At 62.5% G+C, this 23,489-nt stretch carries 17 protein-coding genes and 1 riboswitch; of the genes, 9 read left to right on the plus strand and 8 right to left on the minus strand.

Going from position 1 to position 23,489, the window contains the following annotated elements; genetic code table 11:
* Positions 1-237 precede the first annotated feature (237 nt).
* Together D0T11_RS19800 and D0T11_RS19805 are read right to left on the minus strand one after the other, a co-directional pair.
* On the minus strand, positions 238-1,719 hold the full coding sequence (locus D0T11_RS19800) for a DUF1800 domain-containing protein (RefSeq protein WP_119657547.1): 1,482 nt from the start codon (positions 1,717-1,719) through the stop codon (positions 238-240).
* A 174-nt stretch (positions 1,720-1,893) separates the two neighbouring features.
* Positions 1,894-5,316, minus strand: coding sequence for a lamin tail domain-containing protein (locus D0T11_RS19805; RefSeq protein ID WP_119657548.1), 3,423 nt, complete (start codon positions 5,314-5,316; stop codon positions 1,894-1,896).
* A gap of 173 nt (positions 5,317-5,489) precedes the next feature.
* Between D0T11_RS19805 and D0T11_RS19810 the strand changes: the two genes are divergently transcribed.
* Positions 5,490-6,485 (plus strand): aspartate-semialdehyde dehydrogenase, encoded by a 996-nt coding sequence (locus tag D0T11_RS19810; RefSeq protein ID WP_119657549.1) that lies wholly within the window; start codon positions 5,490-5,492, stop codon positions 6,483-6,485.
* 149 nt (positions 6,486-6,634) lie between these two features.
* On the opposite strand, the gene D0T11_RS19815 is transcribed toward D0T11_RS19810, so the two are convergent.
* Positions 6,635-7,393 carry an alpha/beta fold hydrolase gene (locus D0T11_RS19815; RefSeq protein ID WP_119657550.1) on the minus strand — a complete coding sequence of 253 codons (759 nt, stop codon included), beginning with the start codon at positions 7,391-7,393 and terminating at the stop codon, positions 6,635-6,637.
* A 59-nt stretch (positions 7,394-7,452) separates the two neighbouring features.
* Between D0T11_RS19815 and D0T11_RS19820 the strand changes: the two genes are divergently transcribed.
* Both D0T11_RS19820 and D0T11_RS19825 read left to right on the plus strand, forming a co-directional pair.
* A complete protein-coding gene (locus D0T11_RS19820; RefSeq protein ID WP_147374753.1) occupies positions 7,453-8,643 on the plus strand; it encodes an AAA family ATPase in 1,191 nt (396 codons plus the stop codon).
* Positions 8,643-9,200: a hypothetical protein gene (locus tag D0T11_RS19825; protein ID WP_119657552.1), complete on the plus strand. Its 558-nt coding sequence runs from the start codon at positions 8,643-8,645 to the stop codon at positions 9,198-9,200. Before D0T11_RS19820 ends, D0T11_RS19825 begins: the two co-directional genes overlap by 1 nt.
* A gap of 60 nt (positions 9,201-9,260) precedes the next feature.
* On the opposite strand, the gene dxs is transcribed toward D0T11_RS19825, so the two are convergent.
* Positions 9,261-11,201 carry a 1-deoxy-D-xylulose-5-phosphate synthase gene (dxs, locus tag D0T11_RS19830; protein ID WP_119657553.1) on the minus strand — a complete coding sequence of 647 codons (1,941 nt, stop codon included), beginning with the start codon at positions 11,199-11,201 and terminating at the stop codon, positions 9,261-9,263.
* 391 nt (positions 11,202-11,592) lie between these two features.
* On the opposite strand from dxs, the gene D0T11_RS19835 reads away from it, so the two are divergent.
* Entirely contained in the window at positions 11,593-12,678 is a 1,086-nt protein-coding gene (locus tag D0T11_RS19835; RefSeq protein WP_119657554.1) for a lysylphosphatidylglycerol synthase transmembrane domain-containing protein, read from the plus strand.
* A gap of 101 nt (positions 12,679-12,779) precedes the next feature.
* Here D0T11_RS19835 and D0T11_RS19840 read toward each other — a convergent pair whose 3' ends face one another.
* The gene (locus D0T11_RS19840; RefSeq protein WP_119657555.1) at positions 12,780-13,199 is read right to left on the minus strand and encodes an META domain-containing protein; all 420 of its coding nucleotides are present in this window, start codon (positions 13,197-13,199) and stop codon (positions 12,780-12,782) included.
* Positions 13,200-13,448: 249 nt separating this feature from the next.
* Here D0T11_RS19840 and D0T11_RS19845 point away from each other — a divergent pair, with 249 nt between their 5' ends.
* The 4 genes from D0T11_RS19845 (at position 13,449) to D0T11_RS19860 (ending at position 18,632) form a co-directional block, all read left to right on the plus strand.
* Entirely contained in the window at positions 13,449-13,739 is a 291-nt protein-coding gene (locus D0T11_RS19845; protein WP_119657556.1) for a LysM peptidoglycan-binding domain-containing protein, read from the plus strand.
* Positions 13,740-14,089: 350 nt separating this feature from the next.
* Positions 14,090-14,189, plus strand: a riboswitch (SAM riboswitch).
* 428 nt (positions 14,190-14,617) lie between these two features.
* On the plus strand, positions 14,618-16,000 hold the full coding sequence (locus D0T11_RS19850) for an O-acetylhomoserine aminocarboxypropyltransferase/cysteine synthase family protein (RefSeq protein ID WP_119657557.1): 1,383 nt from the start codon (positions 14,618-14,620) through the stop codon (positions 15,998-16,000).
* 261 nt (positions 16,001-16,261) lie between these two features.
* On the plus strand, positions 16,262-17,308 hold the full coding sequence (gene metX / locus D0T11_RS19855) for a homoserine O-acetyltransferase MetX (RefSeq protein WP_119657563.1): 1,047 nt from the start codon (positions 16,262-16,264) through the stop codon (positions 17,306-17,308).
* Complete coding sequence (locus tag D0T11_RS19860) at positions 17,289-18,632, plus strand: homoserine dehydrogenase (RefSeq protein WP_119657558.1); 1,344 nt, start codon at positions 17,289-17,291, stop codon at positions 18,630-18,632. Before metX ends, D0T11_RS19860 begins: the two co-directional genes overlap by 20 nt.
* Before the next feature lie 163 nt (positions 18,633-18,795).
* Here the strand turns inward: D0T11_RS19860 and D0T11_RS19865 are convergent, their stop codons facing one another.
* Positions 18,796-19,914, minus strand: coding sequence for an alpha/beta hydrolase (locus D0T11_RS19865; protein WP_147374754.1), 1,119 nt, complete (start codon positions 19,912-19,914; stop codon positions 18,796-18,798).
* A gap of 216 nt (positions 19,915-20,130) precedes the next feature.
* On the opposite strand from D0T11_RS19865, the gene D0T11_RS19870 reads away from it, so the two are divergent.
* Positions 20,131-21,036 (plus strand): S66 peptidase family protein, encoded by a 906-nt coding sequence (locus tag D0T11_RS19870; RefSeq protein ID WP_119657560.1) that lies wholly within the window; start codon positions 20,131-20,133, stop codon positions 21,034-21,036.
* Between the two features lie 65 nt (positions 21,037-21,101).
* Here the strand turns inward: D0T11_RS19870 and D0T11_RS19875 are convergent, their stop codons facing one another.
* Both D0T11_RS19875 and D0T11_RS19880 read right to left on the minus strand, forming a co-directional pair.
* Positions 21,102-22,418, minus strand: a complete 1,317-nt coding sequence (locus tag D0T11_RS19875; protein ID WP_119657561.1) for a MutS-related protein — start codon at positions 22,416-22,418, stop codon at positions 21,102-21,104.
* Between the two features lie 159 nt (positions 22,419-22,577).
* On the minus strand, positions 22,578-23,327 hold the full coding sequence (locus D0T11_RS19880; protein ID WP_182888515.1) for an alpha/beta fold hydrolase: 750 nt from the start codon (positions 23,325-23,327) through the stop codon (positions 22,578-22,580).
* Positions 23,328-23,489: the final 162 nt, after the last annotated feature.

Here is a 23,489-nt window from a genome sequence, read left to right on the forward strand (position 1 = left end):
GCAGGACGATAAGCAAAATGTCGCTCAGGGCGTGGGAGCAGCGACCCGCTACGCGAAAGTCCTGGACGTCGGCAAAATGGTGGTGCAAGTTCATCTGACGAAGGTACCATCCCAGCCAAAATCACCCTATTTGGTGCGGTAGCCCTAAATAACCTTATCAGAACGCACCCCCTCTCCTTTTTCGGAGAGGGGGCCGGGGGGTGAGGCGCAACGCCAGAACGCCTCACCCCCCGCCGCCTACATCAACTGGTACTCGGGCAAGCTCAGCAGCGCGGTGGTCATGTCGCGGAGCTCCCCGCGCACCAGGGCCAGGTTTTCGGGGCGGATGGGCACTTGCAGCAGAAATTCGCTGAGCTGCTGGGGTTGCCGGGCCGCGGGTGTGCCGGCCAGCAGCTGTTGCAGCGGGGCCAGTTGCACGGTGGTTTTTACTGGCTGGGCGAAGGTGCGCTCGGCCCGCGACAGGTTGGGAGCCACGTCGTTTTCGTCCTGCTTGAGGGCCACGTTGAACTCGGCGTTGCGCAGCAGCACCGAGGGCAGTTGCAGGCGGTAAAGCAGCGACGACGAATCGATCCAGCTGCGCCCCCCGGGCCAGCCGGCTACGTTGGGCGGCTCGAACAAGGTCTGGCCCAGCGCCTTTTGAAACACGATGAGCGGCCGTTCGTTGGCCAGCTGCAGGCCCAGGGTGCGCTTGATGCCCGCCAGCAGCTCCACCGGCGACTTGATGCGGGTGCCCACGTTGGCCGCCTCATAGAACCAGTCGGCCGAAAACATCCGCTCCAGCAGGTCCGAAATGTCGTAGCCGCTCCTGAAAAACGCCTGGGCCAGCGGCTGCACGCGCGCCGGATCGGGCGTGTCGTTCACGAAGAACCGGTAGAGCTTGGTGGTGATGAACTCGGCGCAGGCGGGCTGCGCCAGAATAACGGCCAGGGCCTGCTCGCCGGTGAAGTTGCCGGTGCGCCCGAGCAGGGTTTTGGCCCCGTCGTCGTGCTGCCGCTCCCGGAATGCAAACTGGCCCTGGGCGTTGTAGCCCCAGCCCGTGAAGGCGCGGGCGGCCTCTTTCACGTCGGTTTCCGAGTAGTGGCCGCGGCCCAGCGTGAACAGCTCCATCACTTCGCGGGCGAAGTTTTCGTTGGGATGCTGCTTGCGATTTTGCTGGTTGTTGAGGAACTGGAGCATGGCCGGCTCCCGGCTCACGGCCAGCAGCAAATCGGGGAATTTGCCTAGGGCCAGCCGCCGGATGGTGTTGTGGAGCTGCAGAGCGGCATCGGGCCGGCGCACCCGGCAGGCAAAGTGCCCGTGCCAGAAAAACGTGAGCTTCTCGCGCAGCTGGGCCGGCGACGTGGCCATGCGCGTCAGCCAGCCGGTGTTCATGGCGTAAAACGCACTCCGAATGTCCTGGTTCTGTTTTTTGCGCTGCTCGGCCGTCATCTTGCCGGGAGCCATTGAGGCGGGCCTGGCGGTGCGGTCGGTCGTGGTAACCATCGCCGTCTGGGGCCGCCCTTGGGCCGCCATCATTTCGGCCGAAGGCGTGGGCAACGCCTCCGCGTAGCGCATGGCCGGTCCGTCGAGGGGCGCGTATGGCTGCGAGTCGCGTAGCAGCTGGCGCAGGGCCAGCTTCGGGCTGAGGCCGGCGGCCACCTGCCCGGGCGTCGGCCCAAACCCGGCCCGCCAGTACAGGTGCTGAAGTTGTCGTTGCGTCGTTGTGGTCGTCGTGGTCATGGCCGGTTGGATGCGGCCGGTCCTTCTAAGTTTAAATCACAGATGTTGCAGATGGAGCAGATGCCACAGATTCGTTCTGGCAAATGATGCAATCATCAAACGCTCCCCCCCCGCCAGAACTAATTTTCCACCAGAACGAATCTGTGGTATCTGCACCATCTGCAACATCTGTGATTAACGTTTAGCTCCTACCACCACCGTTTTGCGGTACTCGCGTTTTTCGCCGCTGCTGGGCCGGAACAATTCAATGAGCAGCACATAGTAGCCGACGGCGGCTTTCTGCCCCCGGTCGGTGAGGCCATCCCATTGCAGAAAGCCGGTGGTGGCCAGCGTTTCGTTGCGCGCGAGGCGGCGGGTCAGCCGGCCCTGGGCATCATAAATCGTAACGCTGGCAGCGTAGCCGGGCGCGTCGAGGGTGTAGTTGAGGGTCGTGAAATCCTGCTGGCCGTCCTCATCGGGCGTAAAAACCTCGGGTTCGAGACGGAAGAGTTTGTCGCCGCCGGGGTCGGGCTGGTACTGGGAGTTGGGGCGGCCGGGCGTGGCGTAGCCCACGGCGCTGGCTGCTGAGTGGAAGTTCGCGGCCGTGCTCGGCCCCTCGGGCCGGATGCGCTCCAGCGACACCCCGTTCAGGTCGTCGAGTAGCTTCAGGTGCATGGTTTTGTTGTAGGCGAACCGGTCGAGCAGCAGCCCCGTCGCCGAGTAAACCACCACCACGCCCGCATCATCGGGGTAAGAAGGCAGACTGGACATAGCCAGAAAATTGGCCGGCTCCGAGCTGTTGGGGTAGTTGCTCAGGATGTTGGCCGGGTTGGTCGTGAGCACCAGCAGCTGCCCGGGAGCCAGCACGTAGGGGCCGGCACTGAGGGGTTTCTGGTCCACCACGCCGTCGGGTTTTTCGCCGCCCAACTGCCAGCCCTGCACATTCAGGTACTTGGCCGAGCGGTTGAGCAGCTCCACGAAATCGACGCCCCCGGTGCGCGGGTTAAACAGAATTTCGTTGATGACCACATCAGCGGCCGCTACCGGGGCGGGCAGCGCAAACGGCACCGAGGTGGCCGGGCCGCTGGCGTTACCGGCGCAGTCGGTGGCCCGCTGCACCGTAAGCGTGAGGGGCTGGTTGGGTTGCAGCGGGGCGCTGAGCTGCACATCAATGGTGCGAAACTCGGGACCCAGGGGCAGCACCCGGACCACTGCCACGGCCGGCGCGAAGGTGTAGAGGGCGGGGTCGGCCACGGCCGCGCTGTCGAGCTTCTCACTGAAAAACAGCCGTACCAACGTGGGCGAGAGGGCCACTACCCGCAGCAAAGCCGGCGCGGTGCGGTCGGGGTTACTGGCCCGCACCGAGTTGGCCCGGCCGGGCGTGCCGCCGCTGGCATCCTGGCTGGCGGTCCAGTTTTCGCTGCCCCCGCAGAAGTTGGCCACATCTACCATTTCCAGGCTCCAGCCGCCCTCTTTTTTGCGGTTGTCCTTGTACCAGCTATCCGAGTAGGTCACCTCAAACAGCGTGCGGCCGTCGCGGCCGAGCAGGGCCAGCTGGTCGCCGGCGTTGTTGAGACTGGGGAAGTTGGTAAGGGCAAACACCTTCCCGAAGCCGACGAACAGCCCGCCCCGGGTACTACCGCACACAATGGCGTACTCGCCGGGCTGGAGGCGGGCCGTGTCGGCAAATACGGCGGCGCTGCCGGTGCTGCCCGGTTTCAGCAGCCGCACCCCGCCCAAATCGAGCACACGCGTGGCCGAGGGGTTATGAATTTCCAGGTACTCGGAAGCCGGCAAACCCACGGTCGGCGTTTCGTCGGCCATGATTTCGGTGATGAGCAGCTGCCCGAACCGCGGGGCCACCGGCAAGCTGAAGCTCACTGCGGCGGCCGTGCCGGTGCTGTTGCCCAGGCAGTCGGTGCGGGTCTGCACGGCGGCGGTATAAGCCTGCCCGGCCGTCAGCGGGGCGGCCAGCGTCAGCTCTACAGCCCGAAAATCAAACGGTACCGGCTGCACTTTCTGAATGCTGACACCGGGCGTCAGGCTGTAAAAGATGGGGTTGGCCATCCGGGCGCTGTCGAGCTTCTCGTTGAATTGCAGCCGGATCACGGTCGGGCTCACCACCAGCACGCTTTGCAGCACGGGCGGCGCGGTGTCGGGGTTGCTGACGGCCACCGAGTTGCGGCGGCCGGGCGTACCGCCGCTCAGGTCCTGGCTGGCCCGCCAGTTCTCGGCCCCGGCGCAGGCATTGGCGGGGTCGAGCATTTCGAGGCTCCAGCCGCCGTTTTGCTTGGCCGGGTCGCGGTACCAGCTTTCCAGGTAGTGCACCTGGTATACCAGCCGCCCGTCGCGGCCGCGCAGCAGCAGCTCATCGCCGCCATTGTTGAGGGTGGGAAAATTGGTGAGGGCAAACACCTTCCCAAAGGCCGCAAACTGGGCCCCGCGGGTGCTGCCGCACACCACCGCGTACTCGCCGGGCAGCAGCGTGGCCCCGGCCGGAAACACGGCCGCGTTGCCCGTGCTGCCCGCTTTGCTCAGCTTCACGCCCGCCAGATCGAGCACCCGGCTGGCCGAAGGATTGTGGATTTCAAGGTACTCGGAAGGCGGCAACCCCACGACCGGCGTTTCGCGGGCCATGATTTCGGTGATGAGCAGCTGGTAGTAGCCGGGCACCGCCAGCACGCCCGCGAAGCTGAATGTGGCCGTGAGCGGACCAGCGGCCACGTTGCCGTAGAGGTCGGCCACGTTGCGGGCCTCCAGCGTACCAGAGCCGGGCGGCAAATCGGCGGCCAGCGTCAGGTGCACCAGGGCCGGGTTAGCAGCGTCGCGCTGGGCGGCCGTCACGGCCGGGCCGCCGGGTAGGCGGTAGCTGGCAGAGTTCTGGGCGGCGGCCACGGCCTCGTTGAAGGTGGCGTCCAGGGTTCGGGGGCCGACTACGGCCACCTGCACGGCGGCCGGCGGGGTGGCGTCGGTTACCTGAAAATCATCGAAGTAAAAGGCCTTGCTGTTGGCCGCAGAATAGGTCAGCAGCACGCCAAAGAAACCGCTGCTCTGGTAGGTGGCGTCGGTGCCGGTGCCTTCGCTCACGAAGTTCTGGCCGCCGGTCAGGTCACGCTCCAGGGCCCAGACGTCCTGCACCGAGCGCGTGACGCGCACCCGCACCAGGTTGTTGGTGGTGGAGTTGAGCGTGCCATCGGCCCCGTTCACGACGTAGACGGGGCTGCCGGTGGCGTCTTTACGGAACAGGGCCACCTCGTCGGGCGTGCCGCCCAAGCGCACAAAGTAGCCGCGGGTGCCGCTGGTTTTGAGGTCGGCGCGGTCGGCCAGCAGCCACACGTCGGCGTAGTTGCCGCTGCTGGTGGCCAGTTTGAGGTTGGCCCAGAACGTCCAGCTGGTGCCGGTGCTGGCCTGGCTGGGCGTAACGAGCTGGAGCACGGTACCCGTAACGGCCGGGCCATTACTTTGCAGCTGCTGGGCCGGATTCACCTGAAAAAAGGCCGCATCACCGGTCCAGGCGGGGTTCAGGGTGAAGTCGCCGTCGGCGAAGGTATCGGTGAGCTGGGCCTGGGCCGCGAGGCTGCTCATCAGGAGCAGCAGAATGCTTAACAGCTTTTTCATAAGCGATAGAATGAATAAGGACTTTCTCGCGGAGGCTTCCCGCAGGGCGGCGCGGCAACGGCAAGACAGGACCCGCCACGCGCCGAGCCGCCGGCCGCCTGGCTCTGCGGGAATGGATAAAGGTGCGTAGGAAATATAACCGCTTTACCTTTACCACTCAACCCGAGATGCATATGAAAGTAGCCGTAGTGGGTGCCACCGGTCTGGTGGGCACCGAGATGCTTAAAGTACTGGCCGAACGCAACTTCCCGGTCACGGAACTATTGCCCGTGGCTTCCGCCAAATCGGTGGGGCAGGCAATCGAGTTCCAGGGCAAAAAGTATAAAGTGGTGAGCATGGACGACGCCATTGCGGCCCGCCCCGCCGTGGCCATTTTCTCGGCCGGCGGCTCCATCAGCAAACTGGACGCCCCGCGCTTCGCCGCCGTGGGCACCGTGGTTATCGACAACTCCTCGGCCTGGCGCATGGACCCGACCAAGAAGCTGGTGGTGCCCGAAATCAATGCCCGGGAGCTGACGGCCGACGATAAAATTATTGCCAACCCCAACTGCTCCACCATCCAGATGGTGGTGGCCCTCAACGAGCTCCACAAGCGTTACAAAGCCGAGCGTATCGTGGTGAGCACCTACCAGAGCGTAACGGGCACCGGCAAGCAGGCCGTGGATCAGCTCTTGCAGGAGCGGGCCGGCCAGCAGCCCACCAACCCCGCCTATCCCCACCGCATCGACCTGAACGTGCTGCCCCACATCGACGTGTTCGAGGACAACGGCTACACCAAGGAGGAGATGAAAATGGTGAACGAGACGAAGAAAATCTTCGGTGACGACCAGATTCGCGTAACCGCCACCACCGTGCGCATTCCCGTGATGGGCGGCCACTCGGAGGCCCTGAACGTGGAATTTGCCGAAGAATTCGACCTGGATGAAGTGCGCGACATCCTGCGCCGCACCGAGGGCGTGGAACTGGTAGACGACGTGCAAAACAATGTGTACCCCATGCCCCAGGACGCCCACGGCAAGGATGCCGTGCTGGTGGGCCGCCTGCGCCGCGACGAAACCCAGCCCAAAACGCTGAACATGTGGGTGGTGGCCGACAACCTGCGCAAAGGCGCCGCCACCAACGCCGTGCAGATTGCCGAGGCCATGCTGAAAATGGGGCTGCTGGGTTAGCTGTTAGCTGTTAGCTGTTAGCTGGAGAAACGTCATTCAGAGCGAAGCGAAGAATCGTGCGTGAACTCGTTGAATGAGTGTTGCAACGAGTTCACGCACGGTTCTTCGCTTCGCTCTGAATGACGTTTTCTTAACTCTGATTGGTGGTGCTAACAAACAGCGGCGCAAAAATCCAGTACCGCCCGGCGCGTCAGCTCCGGCGCTTCTATGAAGCCCAGGTGGCCCACACCCCGCAGCAGCAGCGCGTGGCTCTGGGCGGGCAGGGCCAATTGGGGCAGCAAGGTATCGAGGGGCACGGCCGGGTCGTCGTGACCACCGATGAACAGGACCGGGAACTTCGCGTCGCGCAGGATGTGGATATTGTCGGGGCGGTGCTTCAGGGCCTCGAGGCAGCCCAGAATGGTGGCTTCGGGCGTGGCGGCGGCCGTGTCTTCCAGTTGCTTGAGCTCGGCGGCCAGCCGCTTGCGGTTGCCGGGGGCCAGCAACGGCCGGATGGCAGAGCGCATGTATTTCCCGACGCCGTGGCGGCGCACGAAACCGGCGCTTTCGTCGCGGGCGGCGCGTTTTTCGTCGGTATCAGGCAGGGCGGTGCTGTGGAAGAGCACGAGGCCGGCCACCCGCTCGGGGTGGGCTTCGGCCAGCGCTAAGGCCACGTAGCCGCCCATGCTGTGGCCCACCAACACCACCTTATTGGCTCCGGCTGCATCGAATTCGGCCAGCACGGCTTGCGCCTGGGCTTCTATGGTGTAGTCGGCTACCGGCTGGGGGTTGGGGCCGTGGCCGGGCAGCGCGGGCATCAGCAGGCGGTAGCGGGTGGGGAAGTCGCGGGTGAAGTCGGCCCAGATGTCGGGGCTTTCGGCGAAGCCGTGGAGGAAGACGAGGGTGGGTTGGCTGGGGGCAGTGGACATAAAGGGCAGTTAAGGACGTATAACCCTCTCTGCTACGCAACCTGCGCAGAAAGTTATCTTTGTTTCCCGCTGCCCCGGCGGCCCCACGCCCCACCGCCATGAACGAGCAACTCACCGTCAAGAACTTCGGCCCCATCAAAGACGCCACCGTGGACTTCAAGCGGGTCACGGTTTTTATCGGGCCTACTGGCGGCGGCAAGAGTACGCTGGCAAAGCTTATTTGTATCTATAGGGAATCTCGCTTTTCATTCGAAGACAAAAAGCACGCGAAGAACACATTCAGCAATTATTTACTAAGTAATTATTTTAATAATAAATCTAGTATAGTTATTCAAAATATGTCAGGAAGAACAAAAAAATTAAATAAAAATTATATTGTTTCAACTACAAGTATACATGACAAATACAAAAATGACTTAAGTCTCATATATGATGTAGACAGAAGAGAAGAAATACTAAAATCATTAAACAAAGTAACTATAGAAAATTTAAAATCCATAGTAGACAAAACATATAGAGCTTTAAATAGCGATAGTATCACGACATATATTCCTTCTGAAAGAATGTTCTCATCTTCCATTGAATATTCATGGCCAGGATTATTACGCGACGACATAGGGCTGCCTAAAATATTGCTTAATTTCTCCAATATTTTTACAAATGCAAAGAGAGTAATAGAGTCATTAGAAGCAGATTTTATTAATTTAGAATATATTCATAAAGATAATATTGACTACATAAAAATACCTAACAGCAAAAAAATGATTCGACTTAATGAAGCTGCAAGCGGTGTACAATCCCTATTACCTTTAATGATTGTAATAGAATATTTAACAAAAGAAGACCTTCAAATCCACAGTTTCATTATTGAAGAGCCAGAACTCAACCTCTACCCTACCGCGCAACAGGGCCTGATGAACTGGCTGGTGGAGAAGTGCACAGCCGGCGAGAACGACCTGACGATAACCACGCACAGCCCGTACATTCTTGCCAGCTGCAACCTGCTGATGGAAGCGTACAAGGTGTGGCAGGACCGGCCGGAACTAGCGGCGGAAATCGAGAAGATTGTGCCGCGGGCCTCGTGGATAAACCCAGATGAATTTTCCGCTTACTACGTGGCTGATGGTACGGTTCGCTCCATCCAGGATGAGCGGACAGATTTGATTGGTGGCAATGAGCTAGATGCAGTATCCGGGCAGATTTCTGACGCTTTCCGCAAACTATTGCGCCTCAAGAAACAGCCAGCGTAATGCGGGCAGCTATTGAAAAGCGGTTCACGCATTGCCGGCAGAAAGGCTGCATTCAAGTCTACCCGGAGTCCGTTTCCTACTACGCCGACTTGCCGGGAGAGGCATGGGTAACACGCGTAGCTGATGAGCAGTTTGACGAGGAGCGCCATTTTAAGGTGCGTAATCCTGATAACCGCCCAATTCATTTAGCCGCCATTGATAAATGCCTGATTGGACGGGTTCAGCCCGCTCCCAAACGTTGTGACTGCGTGTTCTTTGAGGACCGCAACGTTTGTTTTGTTGAATTCAAGATTAGGGCCGAGGGGCGGGACGTGGAGGACGACCGCAACCAGGAAACCCGGCTCCTTGAGGCTGGTGAACAGCTCTTGGCCAGCATCCAGCAATTTGAGGCCGATGGTCTTCTCACGGACTACCATCGGGTGCGCGCTTACGCCTTCGTAGGCTACGGTCCTTTATTTCCCGCACCGACCACAACGTTGCTTTCCATTGCGGAATATATTGACAGCAATGTTCGGTCTGCTGTTGACTTCGACGCCAAAGACAACGTCTTATTCTAGACACAAAAAGCCCCGCCGGACCAAAGTCCAGCGGGGCTTCTCAATACAAACAACGACAGCTTACAGCAGCACCTTTTCCGCTACCGGCTTCACGGCTTTGCCGCTCAGTTCGCGCAGGGCGGTGGCAATGCCGGCGGCGTCGAAGCCGCACTCTTTGTAGAGCTCGTCCTGGGTGCCGTGCTCTACTACGCGGTCGGGGATGCCGAGGCGGCGCACGGGCAGGCTGTAGCCGTGGTCGGCCATGAATTCGAGCACGGCTGAGCCGAAGCCGCCCTGCACGCAGCCGTCTTCCACCGTCACGATGGCGCGGTAGCGGCGGCAGATGCTGTGGAGCATCTCCTCATCGAGCGGCTTGCAGAAGCGCAGGTCGTAGTGGCCGGGGTTGAGGCCCTCGGCGCGGAGCTGCTCGGTGGCTTTGGTGGCGTAGTTGCCGATGTGGCCGATGCTGAGCACCGCCACGCCTTCGCCCTCGCGCACCACGCGGCCGGTACCGATGGCAATTTTCTTCAGCGGTTTGCGCCACTCCGGCATCACACCCTCGCCCCGGGGGTAGCGGATGCTAAACGGGCCGGCGTTTTCGGGCAGCGTGGCCGTGTACATGAGGTTACGCAACTCCTCCTCGTTCATGGGGGCCGACACCACCATGTTGGGAATGCAGCGCATGAAGGCCAAATCGTAGCAGCCGTGGTGGGTGGGGCCGTCGGCACCGGCGAAACCGGCCCTATCCAGGCAGAAGACTACGTGCAGGTTTTGCAGCGCCACATCGTGCACCACCTGGTCGTAGGCGCGCTGCATGAACGAGGAGTAGATGTTGCAGAACGGCACCAGGCCCTGGGTGGCGAGGCCGGCCGAGAAAGTCACGGCGTGCTGCTCGGCAATGCCCACGTCGAAGGCGCGGTCGGGCATCTGCTTCATCATGATGTTGAGCGACGAGCCCGAGGGCATGGCCGGCGTTACGCCCATGATTTTGTCGTTGGCCTCGGCCAGCTCCACAATGGTATGCCCGAACACGTCCTGGTACTTGGGCGGCTGGGGCTTGTCGGGGGTCTTCTTGTAGATTTCGCCCGTAATTTTGTCGAACAGCCCCGGCGCGTGCCAGAGCGTCTGGTCCTTTTCGGCCAGCGCGTAGCCCTTGCCCTTCACCGTCACGCAGTGCAGCAGTTTGGGGCCGGGAATGTGCTTGAGGTCCTCCAGAATCGTGGCCAGGTGCTGCACGTCGTGGCCATCGACGGGGCCGAAGTAGCGGAAGTTGAGCGCCTCGAACAGGTTGCCCTGCTTGAGCAGCGTGGCCTTCATGGCCTGCTCGACGCGGCGGGCAATCTGCTGGGGATTGGGGCCGAACTTGCTAAGCTTGCCGAGCACGTTCCACAGCTCGTCGCGCACTTTGTTGTAGGTGCGCGAGGTAGTGATGTCGGTGAGGTATTCCTTGAGCGCGCCCACGTTGGGGTCGATGCTCATGCAGTTATCGTTGAGGATAACGAGCAGGTTCGACTTTTCGACGCCAGCGTGGTTGAGGGCTTCGAAAGCCATGCCGGCCGTCATGGCCCCGTCGCCAATTACGGCAATGTGCTGGCGGTCGAACTCGCCCTTGTAATCCGAAGCCACGGCCATGCCCAGCGCCGCCCCGATGCTGGTGGAGCTGTGGCCCACCCCGAAGGCGTCATACGGGCTTTCGCTGCGCTTGGGAAAGCCCGACATGCCGTGGTAGCGGCGGTTGGACGGGAACCGGTCGCGGCGGCCGGTGAGGATTTTGTGCCCGTAGGCCTGGTGGCCCACATCCCACACGAGCTGGTCGTGGGGCGTATTGAACACGTAGTGCAGCGCCACCGACAGCTCCACCACGCCGAGCGAAGCGCCGAAGTGGCCCCCGTAAATCGAAACCGTATCCACAATAAACTGGCGCAGTTCCTGGCTCACCTGCACCAGTTGGTCGGGGCTGAGCTTTTTGAGGTCGTCGGGGGAATTAATTTCCGCCAGCAGGGGACCGGGTTCGACAATCATGCGCAAAAGGGTAGGAAACGGGGGATAAGTAGCGTGGCAACAGCCGCCTACGGCCGAAAGTTATGTTCCGGAACAGGTTCGGCTAAAGTCAGCAGGCAAAGTTACGGGTTTTCCGCGCTGGTGGATGAATGAGTGAATGACTCGGTGAATGAGTGACTTGATGAACAGGTGACTCGGTGAACCAGAACGTGTCATGCGGAGCGCAGCATCTCTACCGCAGTAGTAGCCTGCCGACTGCAACGAAACGGTAGAGATGCTTCGACTGCGCTCCGCTTCGCGGACGCCAGATGGAGCATGACCCCGTTTTTTCCAGGTTCCTTATCCAGCCCGGTCCCATCCTCCCCCTTACCCGACCTCAACCCAACCCCGCACAACCCGCTACCTTTACCCTATGCCCGAGCTCAGCCCCGCCCAATCCGAAGACCAACAGCTGCTGGATAAGCTCCGGCCCTCGCGGATTGTGCTGCCGGTACTCATTGGCCTGAGCGTGGTGGGCTTCATGTTCTGGCGCAGCTACCAGCCCGGCGACCTCGACGCGCTAAGCAACGCCAAGCCCTGGTGGCTGCTGGTGATGGTGCTGGTGCTGCTGGCCCGCGACGCCGGCTACGTGTACCGCATCCGTTACCTCACCCAGAAAGTGCTCAGCTGGCGCGCCTCACTCGATGTGATCATGCTCTGGGAATTCTCGTCCTGCATCCTGCCCTCGGCGGTGGGCGGCACGGCCGTGGCCCCGGTGCTGCTGCACAAAGAGGGCATTCCGCTGGGCCGCTCGGTGGCCTACATCATGGCCACCGCCATGCTCGACAATATGTACTACGTGCTCATGGTGCCGCTGGTGGTGGCCATCGGGGGCGACACGCTCTACCCCCACGAGGCCCTGCAGGGCGGCCTGATTGCCACGTTGCGCATCGGCTTTATCCTGAGCTATGTGTTCGTGACGGCCTACGCCCTGCTGATGGTATATGCCATTTTCATCAACCCCCGGGCGGTGCAGCGGCTGCTTATACGGCTGTTTTCAACGCGGGTGCTGCGGCGCTTCCGGGGCCGCGCCTACCAGCTGGGCCACGATTTAGTGCAGGCCTCGGCCGAGCTGCGCGGCAATGGCCTCGTGTACTGGCTGCGGGCCGGCCTGAGCACATTCTTCGTCTGGTCGGCCCGCTACCTGGTTATCGGCTGCCTGATTGGGGCGTTCGTGGAGGTGGGGTGGACGGAGTTCTGGCTGATTTTCGGTCGTAACCTCACCTACAAAGTCATCCTGCTGATTGCCATTACGCCCGGCGGCGCGGGCGTGGCCGAGGGCGCGTTTCCCACCTTCTTCGGTAAGTTCATCGGCACGGCTACCCTCACCAACTTCATGGTCCTGCTCTACCGCATCACCACTTACTACCTCTACCTGGTACTCGGGGCCGTGTTCCTGCCCCGCTGGGTGGCCCGCATCTACGGCAAGCCGAAGGCCGAGGAGGCGATGCACTCCTAGCGACCGTAGCGGCTCGCTGTAGTCGCGACTGCAAAAAAGCCCCTTCCACCGGCGGCAGAAGGGGCTTTTTGTGTTTTTCGGATTCGGTTAACGAACCGGAATTACTCTTTCTCCAGGCGCAGCTCCGAACCGTCGGTGCCCTTGAGGGTAAGTTTGTCGTCGGTGAGAGTGACTACCGAGAAAGTGCTCGACTGAGCCCCGCCTTCGGGCATCATCATAATGGTTTTGGCTCCCTGGTCGAAGGTGTACTTGCCGTTCATGGTCTGGGCACCCGACATCATGTTGTACTGGCCGTTGGCGTAGAAGGTCACGCGCTGGTCTTCCATAGCGTCGGTCTGTTTCATTTTGTCGCCCGACGCGTCCATTTCTTTGTCGGTTTTCCAGGTTTTGCTATCGGTGCCGTAGAGCTGGTTTACGCTTTCCACGGTACCTTCCTTGCCGCCACAGGCAGCAGTGAAGAGCAACACGAGCATGAACAGGCTGGCCAGCAGGCGGGAGGAGGTGGCGGTAAGGGTTTTCATTGGAGAGAGGGAAAGGATAGGTGAAAGGATGTGCAAACGAAAGGCGGCATTCGGGCCGCCGGTGTTGCGCCTCTTACGGCAACGCCGCCCCCGAGGTTCGTTCCGGCTACGGTGGCGTTTACCCGGCATTCGTCCGTTTCCGGGCCGTATACAACCTATTGCCTACCACGGCGTAAGAGTGCCTGATTCCCCGCTGTTTGACAGCTCCCTTTACTCCTTTCCTCACTTCCACGCTAACGCACTATTCCCATGGGACTTTTTGATTTCCTCTCCGACAAAGGCGATAAAAAACCAGTTGCTCCTACCACTACTCCCGCTGGCGGGGCCACCGATTTCTTCGGCAACTCCGACAAGGCAGCTGACACCACGGCCGGCGCCACCTACACCGTGGTAAGCGGCGACTCGCTCTCGAAGATTGCCAAAAACCACTACGGCGACGCCGCCAAGTGGCACCAGATTTACGATGCCAACAAGGCCGTCATCGGCTCCAACCCCGACCTGATTGAAGTAGGCCAGATCCTGACGCTACCGAAGCTTTAGGACTTTCCTCTTCCCGGAAATATTCAAAAAAGCCACCCCGCAACGGGTGGCTTTTTCTATGTGCGCAGTGTTCAAAAAGTCTGCTTTTTTCAGTGAAGCTTCGGCAGTAAAGGCAGCTAAACATGCGGTATCATCGGTCACCCGCACTTATCAGGAGTCCTAACCGGGCGGCAGGATTTATAGTTAAATTTTTAATTTTCAGCAACTTATTGTGGTTTTCACCTGCTTCAACAGGTAGCCAGCATTTTATAAAAATATTTACCTCTCCTATTGCACATATCAAAATTCCTCGCATACCTTTGCAACACCAACCCGGTACTGGTCCGCTCGCGGCGGAACAGTTTTCATAGGATTTATACAGAAGTGGCGAGAGCACAGGCTCCCCGACCCACTGGCAACCTTCGACCGCGCGAAAGGTGCCAATTCCTGCCCGACCAGCTTGTACGAACCGTACGGCGGCGGGGCCTATAACTCACTGTGCCATGGAAAATTCCCTCGCTTTCGTCGTATCCTCCCCCACCGCTCCGGCCGCCTTCGGGCCTGCCGTTTCGCCGTGGGTTTTTGGCGTTGTTCCGGCTGCTTTGATGGCCGCTCCAGCGGCCCGCCGAATGCGAATGCGCGGCTGTTGCGGCCGGCGTTGTTGCTGTTGCTAGCCTGAACCCGGCTCCGCAGCCCCCTTCCCCCTCCCTCCTGCTGTTTTCCCGGCCCTGACCGGCGGTGCCTTCCGGCATCCGGCCGCCCCACCGCAGCCCGTTTGGGCCGTTTTGCCCCCGGCAATGCCCATTCCGGGGCAGCCTGCGCCCACTTCTAGTCCGCAGGTAACCAGCGCCTTGCGCTTCCCTTCTTCGAAACGTTCCGTCATCTAACCCCGCTTTGCCATGTCCACGTCCCACGTCCACTTCGAGACCCTCCAACTCCATGCCGGCCAGCAGCCCGACCCCGTGACGGGCTCCCGCGCCGTGCCCATTTACCAGACTACCAGCTACGTGTTCAAAAACGCCGAGCACGGGGCCAACCTATTTGCCCTCAAGGAGTTCGGCAACATCTACACCCGCCTGATGAACCCCACCACCGACGTGTTCGAGCAGCGCGTGGCGGCCCTAGAGGGCGGCGTGGCGGCCCTGGCGGTAGCGTCGGGGCAGGCGGCCCAGTTCATTGCTCTCAACAACATTTTGCAGGCCGGCGACAATTTCGTGAGCACCACCCACCTGTATGGCGGCACCTACAACCAGTTCAAGGTGGCCTTCAAGCGCCTGGGCATCGAGGTGCGCTTCGCCGACGGCGACCAGCCCGCCAGCTTTGAGGCCCTGATTGATGAGAATACCAAGGCCATCTACCTCGAAACCATCGGCAACCCCAGCTTCAGCATCCCCGATTTTGAGGCCGTGGCCGCCATTGCCAACCAGCACGATTTGCCGCTCATCGTCGACAATACCTTCGGGGCGGGCGGCTACCTATTCCGGCCCCTGGAGCACGGGGCGCACATTGTGGTGGAATCGGCCACCAAGTGGATTGGCGGGCACGGCACCAGCGTGGGCGGCGTAATCGTGGACGGCGGCACCTACGACTTCGGCAACGGCAAGTTCCCGCAGTTCTCGGAGCCGTCGGAGGGCTACCAGGGCCTGGTGTTCAGCGACGTATTCGGCAAAAATGGGCCGTTCGGCAACATTGCCTTCATCATCCGGGCCCGGGTGGAAGGGCTGCGCGACTTCGGTCCTTCCCAGAGTCCGTTCAACTCTTTCCTGCTCTTGCAGGGCCTCGAAACGCTGAGTTTGCGGGTGGAGCGCACCGTGGAAAACGCCTTGCGCGTGGCTACCTGGCTGGAGCAGCATCCGCAGGTGGAAGCCGTGAACTACCCCGGCCTGCCGAGCAGCCCTTACCACCAACTGGCGCGCAAATACCTGAAGCGCGGCTACGGCGGCGTGCTCACCTTCGCCCTCAAAGGCCGCCAGGAAACCGCCACCCAGTTCATCGACAACCTCCAGCTGGTAAGCCACCTGGCCAACGTGGGCGACGCCAAAACGCTCATCATCCAGCCCGCGGCCACCACCCACCAGCAGCTCTCCGAAGACGCCCAGCGCGCCGCCGGCGTTACGCCCACGCTCCTGCGTCTGTCGGTGGGCATTGAGCATTTCGACGACATCCGGGCCGATTTGCAGCAGGCCTTCGACGCGGTGCGCCACGCCGCCACGCCCGACCACCCGGCCGATAATCTGCTGCCCGCGCCCGAAACCGAACACGCTGCGCCGCTGGAAGTCTGAGCCTGAGTGGGGTTGGCGGGGCGGCCGCAGGTGAGAGAGTTGCCGCCCCCCATTCAGCTTCCGGCCCGCAGCGCGCGGACGCGCCCGGCCCTGCTTCTGGTGAGAGAGAAGCGCGGGTCCCTGGGCCGTCCGCAATCAGCCGGGGCGGAGCCGCACCAACGGCTCCGTCCGCAGGCTGGTTTTTATTGAATTGAAACAGGATGCTGGATGATAACGGGCCAAAAGAACGGGGCCAGCTTCCAAGCCCCCACTACCCAACAAATGCCTTCCCAAGATTCCCGTGTGTTTCGTCTGCCCCGGCCGTTGCGGCTGGAAAATGGGGCCGTGCTGCCCCGGGTGGAGGTTACCTACCACACTTATGGGCAGCTCAACCCGGCCCGCGACAACGTGCTGTGGGTCTGCCACGCCCTGACGGCCAACGCCGACGTGCAGGACTGGTGGGCCGGGCTGGTCGGCTGCGGGAAGTACTTTGACCCGGCCGACTGGTTTATCGTGTGCGCCAACGTGCTGGGCTCCTGCTACGGCAGCACCGGCCCGCTCAGCCCCGACCCCACAACCGGCCGCCCGGCCTTCCGCAACTTTCCGCTCATCACGATCCGGGACATGGTGGCGGCGCACGAAGCCCTGCGCGAACACCTGGCCCTGGCCCGCATTCATACCCTGATCGGGGGGTCTTTGGGCGGGCAACAGGCCGTGGAATGGGCCGTGCAGCGCCCCGACGTATTCGACAATCTGGTGCTGCTGGCTACCAGCGCCCGCCACTCGGCCTGGGGCATTGCCTTCAACGAGGCCCAGCGCCTGGCCATTTTTGCCGATGCTACTTATGCCGCCGACACCCCGGCGGGCGGGGCGGCCGGGCTGCGGGCCGCCCGGGCGGTGGCCCTGCTCAGCTACCGCAGCGCCGAAGCCTACGGCCGTACCCAAACCGAGCCGGACGAGGATAAGCTGGCCGATTTTCCGGCCAGCTCCTACCAGCGCTACCAGGGCGACAAGCTCGCGGCCCGCTTCGATGCCTACAGCTACGTGACCCTGAGCCGGGCCATGGACAGCCACCACGTAGGCCGGGGCCGGGGCGGAGTGGCCGCCGCGCTGGGCCGCATCCGGGCCCGCACGCTGGTGTTAGGTATCACGTCGGATGTGCTGTTTCCGGTGGCGGAGCAGCAACTGCTGGCCCGCCACATCCGGGGGGCCATGTACGCCGAAATGGATTCGCCCTTCGGCCACGACGGCTTCCTGCTGGAAGCCGCCCAAATCACCCATTTTCTCGCCCGATTCTCCACCCAGACTTATGCCTACGAACCCGCCTGATCAGTTTCCTACCTTTTCCCCCGCCCTGCCCGCCCGGCCGTGGCGGGTGGGCCTCATCGGATTCGGGTGCGTGGGCCAGGGCCTCTACGATATCCTGCACCAACGCCCCGAAGCCGGCTTTGTCATCAGCCGCATCGTGGTAAAAAACCCCACCAAAGCCCGGCCTTTGCCCGCCGAGCGGTTCGAGTTCGACGCCGACCTGCTGCTGGCCGATGATTCGCTGGACGTGCTGGTGGAGGTGATTGACGATGCCGATACCGCCTTCCGGCTGGTGAGCGAGGCTTTGCGCCGGGGCCGGCGGGTAGTAACGGCCAACAAGGCCATGCTGGCCCGCCACCTGCCCGCGCTGGTGCAACTCCAGCGCGAAACGGGCGGCACCTTATTATATGAGGCGGCCGTGTGCGGCAGTATTCCGGTCATTCGCACCCTCGACGCCTACTTCGGGACCGAGCCGTTGCGCCGCCTCACGGGCATTCTCAACGGCTCCTCCAACTACGTGCTCACCCGCATGGGCGAGCAGGGCTCCGACTACGCCCCGGCCCTGGCCGAAGCCCAGCAGCTGGGCTTCGCCGAAACCGACCCCAGCCTCGACATGGGCGCTTTCGACCCGCGCTCCAAGGCCGTGCTGCTGGCCGCCCACGCCTACGGGGCTTTCCTGGAACCCGAGCAGATCCTGAACCTGGGTATTGAGGGCATTGGGGCCGTAGACATTGCCTTTGCCGCCAGCCAGGGCCAGAAAATAAAGGTGGTGGCTGGCCTTCAGCGCCTGCCCGACGGCCGCGTAACCGTGCTGGTTACCCCCCAGCTGGTCGGCCCCGAGTCGCCGCTGTACACTGTGGACCATGAATTCAACGGCGTGGTTATCGAGGCCGATTTTGCCGGGGAGCAGTTTCTGCGCGGGCGCGGGGCCGGCGGGCACCCCACCGGCTCGGCTGTGCTCGCCGATTTGGCCGCCCTGCGTCAGGGCTTCGCCTACCAGTACCACAAAGCCGCCGAAGCCCCCGAGTACGCCGCCGACCTGGAAGTGGAAATCTACCTGCGCACCAACGAGCCCCGGATTATCGACCTGCTCGATTTCAGCGAGATTTCGGAGGAAGCCGACGAGGACGGCTACGTGGTGGGCTACGTGGCGCTGCAACACCTTATCCGCCACCGCGACACGCTGCGCCAGTACGGGGCCTTCATCGTGCGCACCGGCCGGCTGCGCCCCGTGGGCGAGGCCGTAGAGGTGCTGGCCGTCGCTGAAATCGGGGGGGCTATAAGCCCCGCTCACCTTTGGAACCCGGGCAGCAGGCAGTGTGGAGAATTTTCAGATTTCCGCTGAATACTCCACAAAAGCCAGCTCCTTCCTGTGGAGAATTTTCAGATTTCTGTTGAATAGTCCACAAGGTTCAGCGGCTTCTATGTGGAGTATTCAGCAGAAATCTGAAAATTCTCCACAACGCTCATGCTGGTTTTGGGAATGGCTGCCTTATTCGACCGGGCCTTTACTCCACCGATTCAGCAGCTGATTCGCGGGCAGCAACTACCGGGAGCGGCAAGCGGGCGGGCAAGGCCTCGCCCGATGCCCCGGCCGGGGCACCAAGAGCCGCCCGGCGCGAGGGCAGCAGGGCCGTGCTTTGGGCATCGCGGCGGGGGTTGAGGGCGGCGGCCAGCAGCGGGCCGGGCGTACCCCGGCCAAGCAACGGGCGCAGGAAGTCGCGCATCGGCGTGAAGACGGAGTCGATATAGGTGGGCTCGAAGGAGTAGGGCACGTGGCCGGCCCCGCGCAGGCGGCGCAGCACGTTGGGCACGCCCACGGCGGTGGCCCGCCGGCTCAGGGCTCCGCTGCCCGCTACCACCTGGGCCGGCAGCTGGGCCCCAATTTCGCCCCGGCCGAAGGGCACCAGCCCGTCGCGGGTACCGTGGGCACTGAACAGGGGCACGTCGCCGGCTTCCAGCCAGTTGGCCTGGGCCAGGGCCCCGCACAGGTTGATGACGCCCCGGGGCCGGCTGCTGTAGCCTTGGTGGCCGCCGCTGCCTTCGAGGCCGCCGAGCTCGGCCAGGCCCAGGTAGGCGGGTACTTCGCTGGCCTTGTTGAGGTAGCCGGTTTGCAACGCCAGGAAGGCCCCCGCCGAGGAGCCGCCCACGAACACGTACTGCGGGTGTACCCGAAACCGCCGGGCGGTGGCCGCATCGTGGCGGAAAAAGCGCACGGCGGCCCGCATATCCTGGGTGGCCCGGAGGGCGGCCCGCCCGATGCCCACGCTGTCGAAGGGGAAGAAGTAGAGGCGGTAATCGATGCTGGCGGCCACGTAGCCGAGGCGGGCCAGGCGGGTGCAGAGCTCGGTCATCACGGCATCGTCGCGGGTGCCGGTGAGGAAGCCGCCCTCGTGGGCCAGCACCACCAGGGGCCGGCGGCGCACGGTGTCGCCGGCCGGCTCGTACACGTCGGCGTAGAGCGTCTGCGAGCGGCCCAGCAGCGTGTTCACCTGGGCAAATTCCACGTTGTGGCGCACCTGCACCTTGCCAAACAGCGGCCGGTGGTAGCGCCCGCCGGTGGTGTCAATCTGGGCCGGGGCGGCCAGGGGCAGCCCAATCAGGAAGAGAAGAAGAAGAAAGCGCACGGGCAAAGAACGGATGAAAGCCGGAAACAGCGGCGGCAACGGGATAGTGCGAACCAGACGTTTCGCGTTGCCGGCACATCACCCGGCACATCACCCGGCACGTCACCCGGCACATCACCCGGCACGTCACCCGGCACGTCATTCCTGGTTATCCGCGTTTCCCGATGCGCGAAGCCACAGCCTGGCGCTACCTTCGCGTTTCTACCTTCCTGCCTCATGCCTACTATCGCCCCGCCCCCACTTCGTTCCGGCGACCAGGTTGCCATCGTCTGCCCCGCCCGCCAGGCCTCGCACCCGGAGCTGGCCGCCGCCGTGGCTACGCTCGAAAGCTGGGGCCTGCGCGTAACGCTGGGCGCGAGTACCAACGTGGCCCACCACCAGTTTGGGGGCGATGATGCGGTGCGGCTTCAGGATGTGCAGCAACAGCTCGATAACCCGGAAATCCGCGCCATTCTTTGCGCCCGGGGCGGCTACGGCACCACCCGCATCATTGACGGGCTGGACTTTGCCCGCTTCGCCGAACACCCGAAGTGGGTGGCCGGCTTCTCCGACATCACGACGCTCAACTGCCACCTGCTGGGGCGCGGCTTCCAAAGCATCCACGGCGTGATGCCGTTGCTGTTTCACCAGGAAGCCGGGCAGGAGTCGTTGGAGAGCCTGCGGCGGGTTTTGTTTGGTGAGCTCCTGACCTACTCGACGCCCGCCCACCCGCTCAACCGCTTCGGTACGGCCTCTGGGGAACTGGTGGGCGGCAACCTGAGCATCCTGCAAACCCTCACCGGCACGGCCTCCGACGTAGCCACCACCGGCCGCATCCTGTTTCTGGAAGACATTGATGAGTACCTCTACGCCATCGACCGGATGCTGGTGCACCTGGACCGCACCGGCAAGCTGGCCGGGCTGGCCGGACTGGTAGTGGGCCACTTCACCAACCCCCAGGACAACGCCGTGCCCTTCGGCCTCACCCCCGGCGAAATCATTAACCAGTACGCCGCCAGATACAATTTCCCGGTCGCCCACGGCTTCCCCGTCGGCCACGAGCCCCAAAACCTGGCCCTGGTGGTAGGCCAGCCGGTTAGCCTGACGGTTGACGCCGCCGGCGCAAGGCTGGTGGGGCTATAAGGTTTGGCTGTTGGCTGTCAGAAAGAACTGTCATCCTGACGAAGGAAGGATCTTTTTACCGTGTATTATAAGCTGCTGGACTGAGTAGTGGCTCCGAGCGGCCGCAGTAGCTCCGGCAGGCCTTCGTGCTCGAAAAGAATCCGGCCGATTTTCAGGCTCGACCAGCCCACTTGCAGGCGGTAGGAAAACACGGGCACCCCGTTGTGCAGCGTGCACGCAATGCAGAACGCGCGGCGGCCGGACTGGGCGGGCAACTGGCTTTCGAGCTGGAGCAGGTGGGTGGAAATCAGGAAGCAGGACCCGGGGAAACCCGCCAGCCCGCTCACGGTGGCCCGGGTGATGTCGAGGGCATCGTCGACGTTGGTCCCCCGGAACAGCTCATCGAACACGGCAAACACGCGGCCCGGCCCCTGGGCCGCGGCCAGTACGCCTTTCAGGTTGCGGATTTCGGCCAGGAAGTGACTGTAGCCGCTGCTGAGGCTGTCGGTGAGGTTGATGGCCACCACGATGGAGGCGTAGAACGGCAGCCGGGCCGCGCTGGCCGGCACGCCCAGGCCCGCGTGGGCCAGGTACACGCACAGGCCCACCGCCTTGAGCAGCGTCGATTTGCCCGACATATTGGGACCGGTGAGCAGCACCACGTTGTCGTCGGGGCTGAGGGTGAGGGTGTTTTTTACCGGTGCAGTGAGCAGCGGATGGTAGAACCCGGTCAGCTCCAGGCCAGCCGGCTGAAACTCGGGAAATACGAATTGCTGCTCCCGCAACCCTTTGGCCACCGACCAGCAGGCCTCCACCCAGAACACTGCCGCCCAGAATTCGGCCAGCTCCGCCGGCTCCACGGCATGCAGCTGACGGGCAAAATCCACCATCCGGCCCGCCGAAAACCGGTCTTCGGCAATGGCCCCGGCAGCCGACTCCAGGCTGAAGCGCTCCAGAAACCGGATAATGGCGGTGAGGCGGACCCGGGCGAAGGGCGGAAAACCGGCCGGATCGAGGCGGCGGAAGTAGAACTCCTCCAGCCGCCGCAGAAACTGCACCGCCTGCACGTAGCGGGCCCGGCTGCGGTAGCGGGCCTCTTCCGACAGCAGCAACCGGGCCGCCAGCCGCACCCGGCTGGTTTCCAGCGTCAGCTGCCCGCTCACTACCTCGTGCAGAAACCGCTGCACTTCGGGCAGTTGAATGCGGGAGTAGCTGAATTCCCCGATAACGTCCCACTGGGCCAGCAGCGCCCGGAACACGGCCTGCTTCTCCTCCACCCGGGCTACCGAAGAGGGCAGTTCCCGCAGCACCCGACCCAGGGCCTGCTCGGCCTCGTGGCAGTGGGTAAAATTGAACGGGGGTAGAATTTCGGCTTCGAGCCGCAGGTCATCAATGAGGAGCATTTTTCTGAGCTGTTGGCTTTTAGCTGATAGCTGTCAGCCTTTGTTCTGAATAGTAAATCTGAGTAACCAACGCCTGGCCCCTTGAAAGAGCTATAACGCAAAGCACCCCGGCAGCTTGCGTTGCCGGGGTGCTTTATTCGTCACTTTCCGCAAGCCCCTTTATTGCCCGAGCCGTTGCCGCCGCAGGAAGCCGAGGACGGTTTCGTTGAAGAGGGGGCCGTTTTCCTGGGGCGCGTAGTGCGTCAGGCCGGGCAGAATAACCACCTCGCCCCGGGGAATACTCCGGGCGATGAGGCGAGTATGGGCCTCCCGGATGATGTCCTTCTCGCCGGCCAGCACCAGCACCGGGGCCGTGATGGCCCGGAGCTGTGCGGGCGTCATCTGCGGGTATTTCAGCAGCATTGTGCTCAGGCGGCGGCCCCGGCGGAAACTCTTTTTAAACGGGGAAAGCGCGGTGAACAGCAGCTTGCCCTGGCGGACTTCCTTCAGCATTTTGGGGTCCACGGCCGTCGTGTCGGCGTAGAGGTTCGCGCCCATCGTAACGAGGCTCTTCACCTGGGCCGGGTAGCGCAGGGCCATGCTCAGGCCGGTGTTGCCCCCGTCGCTCCAGCCCACGATGTGCGCGGCCGGCAACTGCAATTGTTCCAGCAGGGCATGCATGTCATCGGCAAACAGATCGTAGCTGAGCCGGCCTTTGGTGGCGGCCGACTGGCCCTGGTCGCGGGTGTCCACGGCAATAACCTGGTACTCCCGGGCCAGCGCTGCAAGCTGCTGCCGGAAGCTGCTGATGGATTCGCCGTTGCCGTGCAGCAACAGCAGCGGCTCACCCTGGCCGTAGGTTTCGTAGTAAATCCGCGTGCCGTTCACGGTGGCAAACTGCCCGGCCGCCGCATTCTGGCCATAGTTCACGATATCATGTCCCTGATAGGGCTACCGCACCAAATTAGGCACTTTTGAGCAGTTCCAGCATAAATCCGTCGTCTCTGGCGGCCTTTTTACGCTTTCTTTTCAGACTAATCTTACTCGGTTCATGCGTGAGAAGAAAGAGGCTGAACTTGCGAAAGATGTTCA

Source organism: Hymenobacter rubripertinctus, assembly GCF_003583925.1.
GTDB lineage: Bacteria > Bacteroidota > Bacteroidia > Cytophagales > Hymenobacteraceae > Hymenobacter > Hymenobacter rubripertinctus.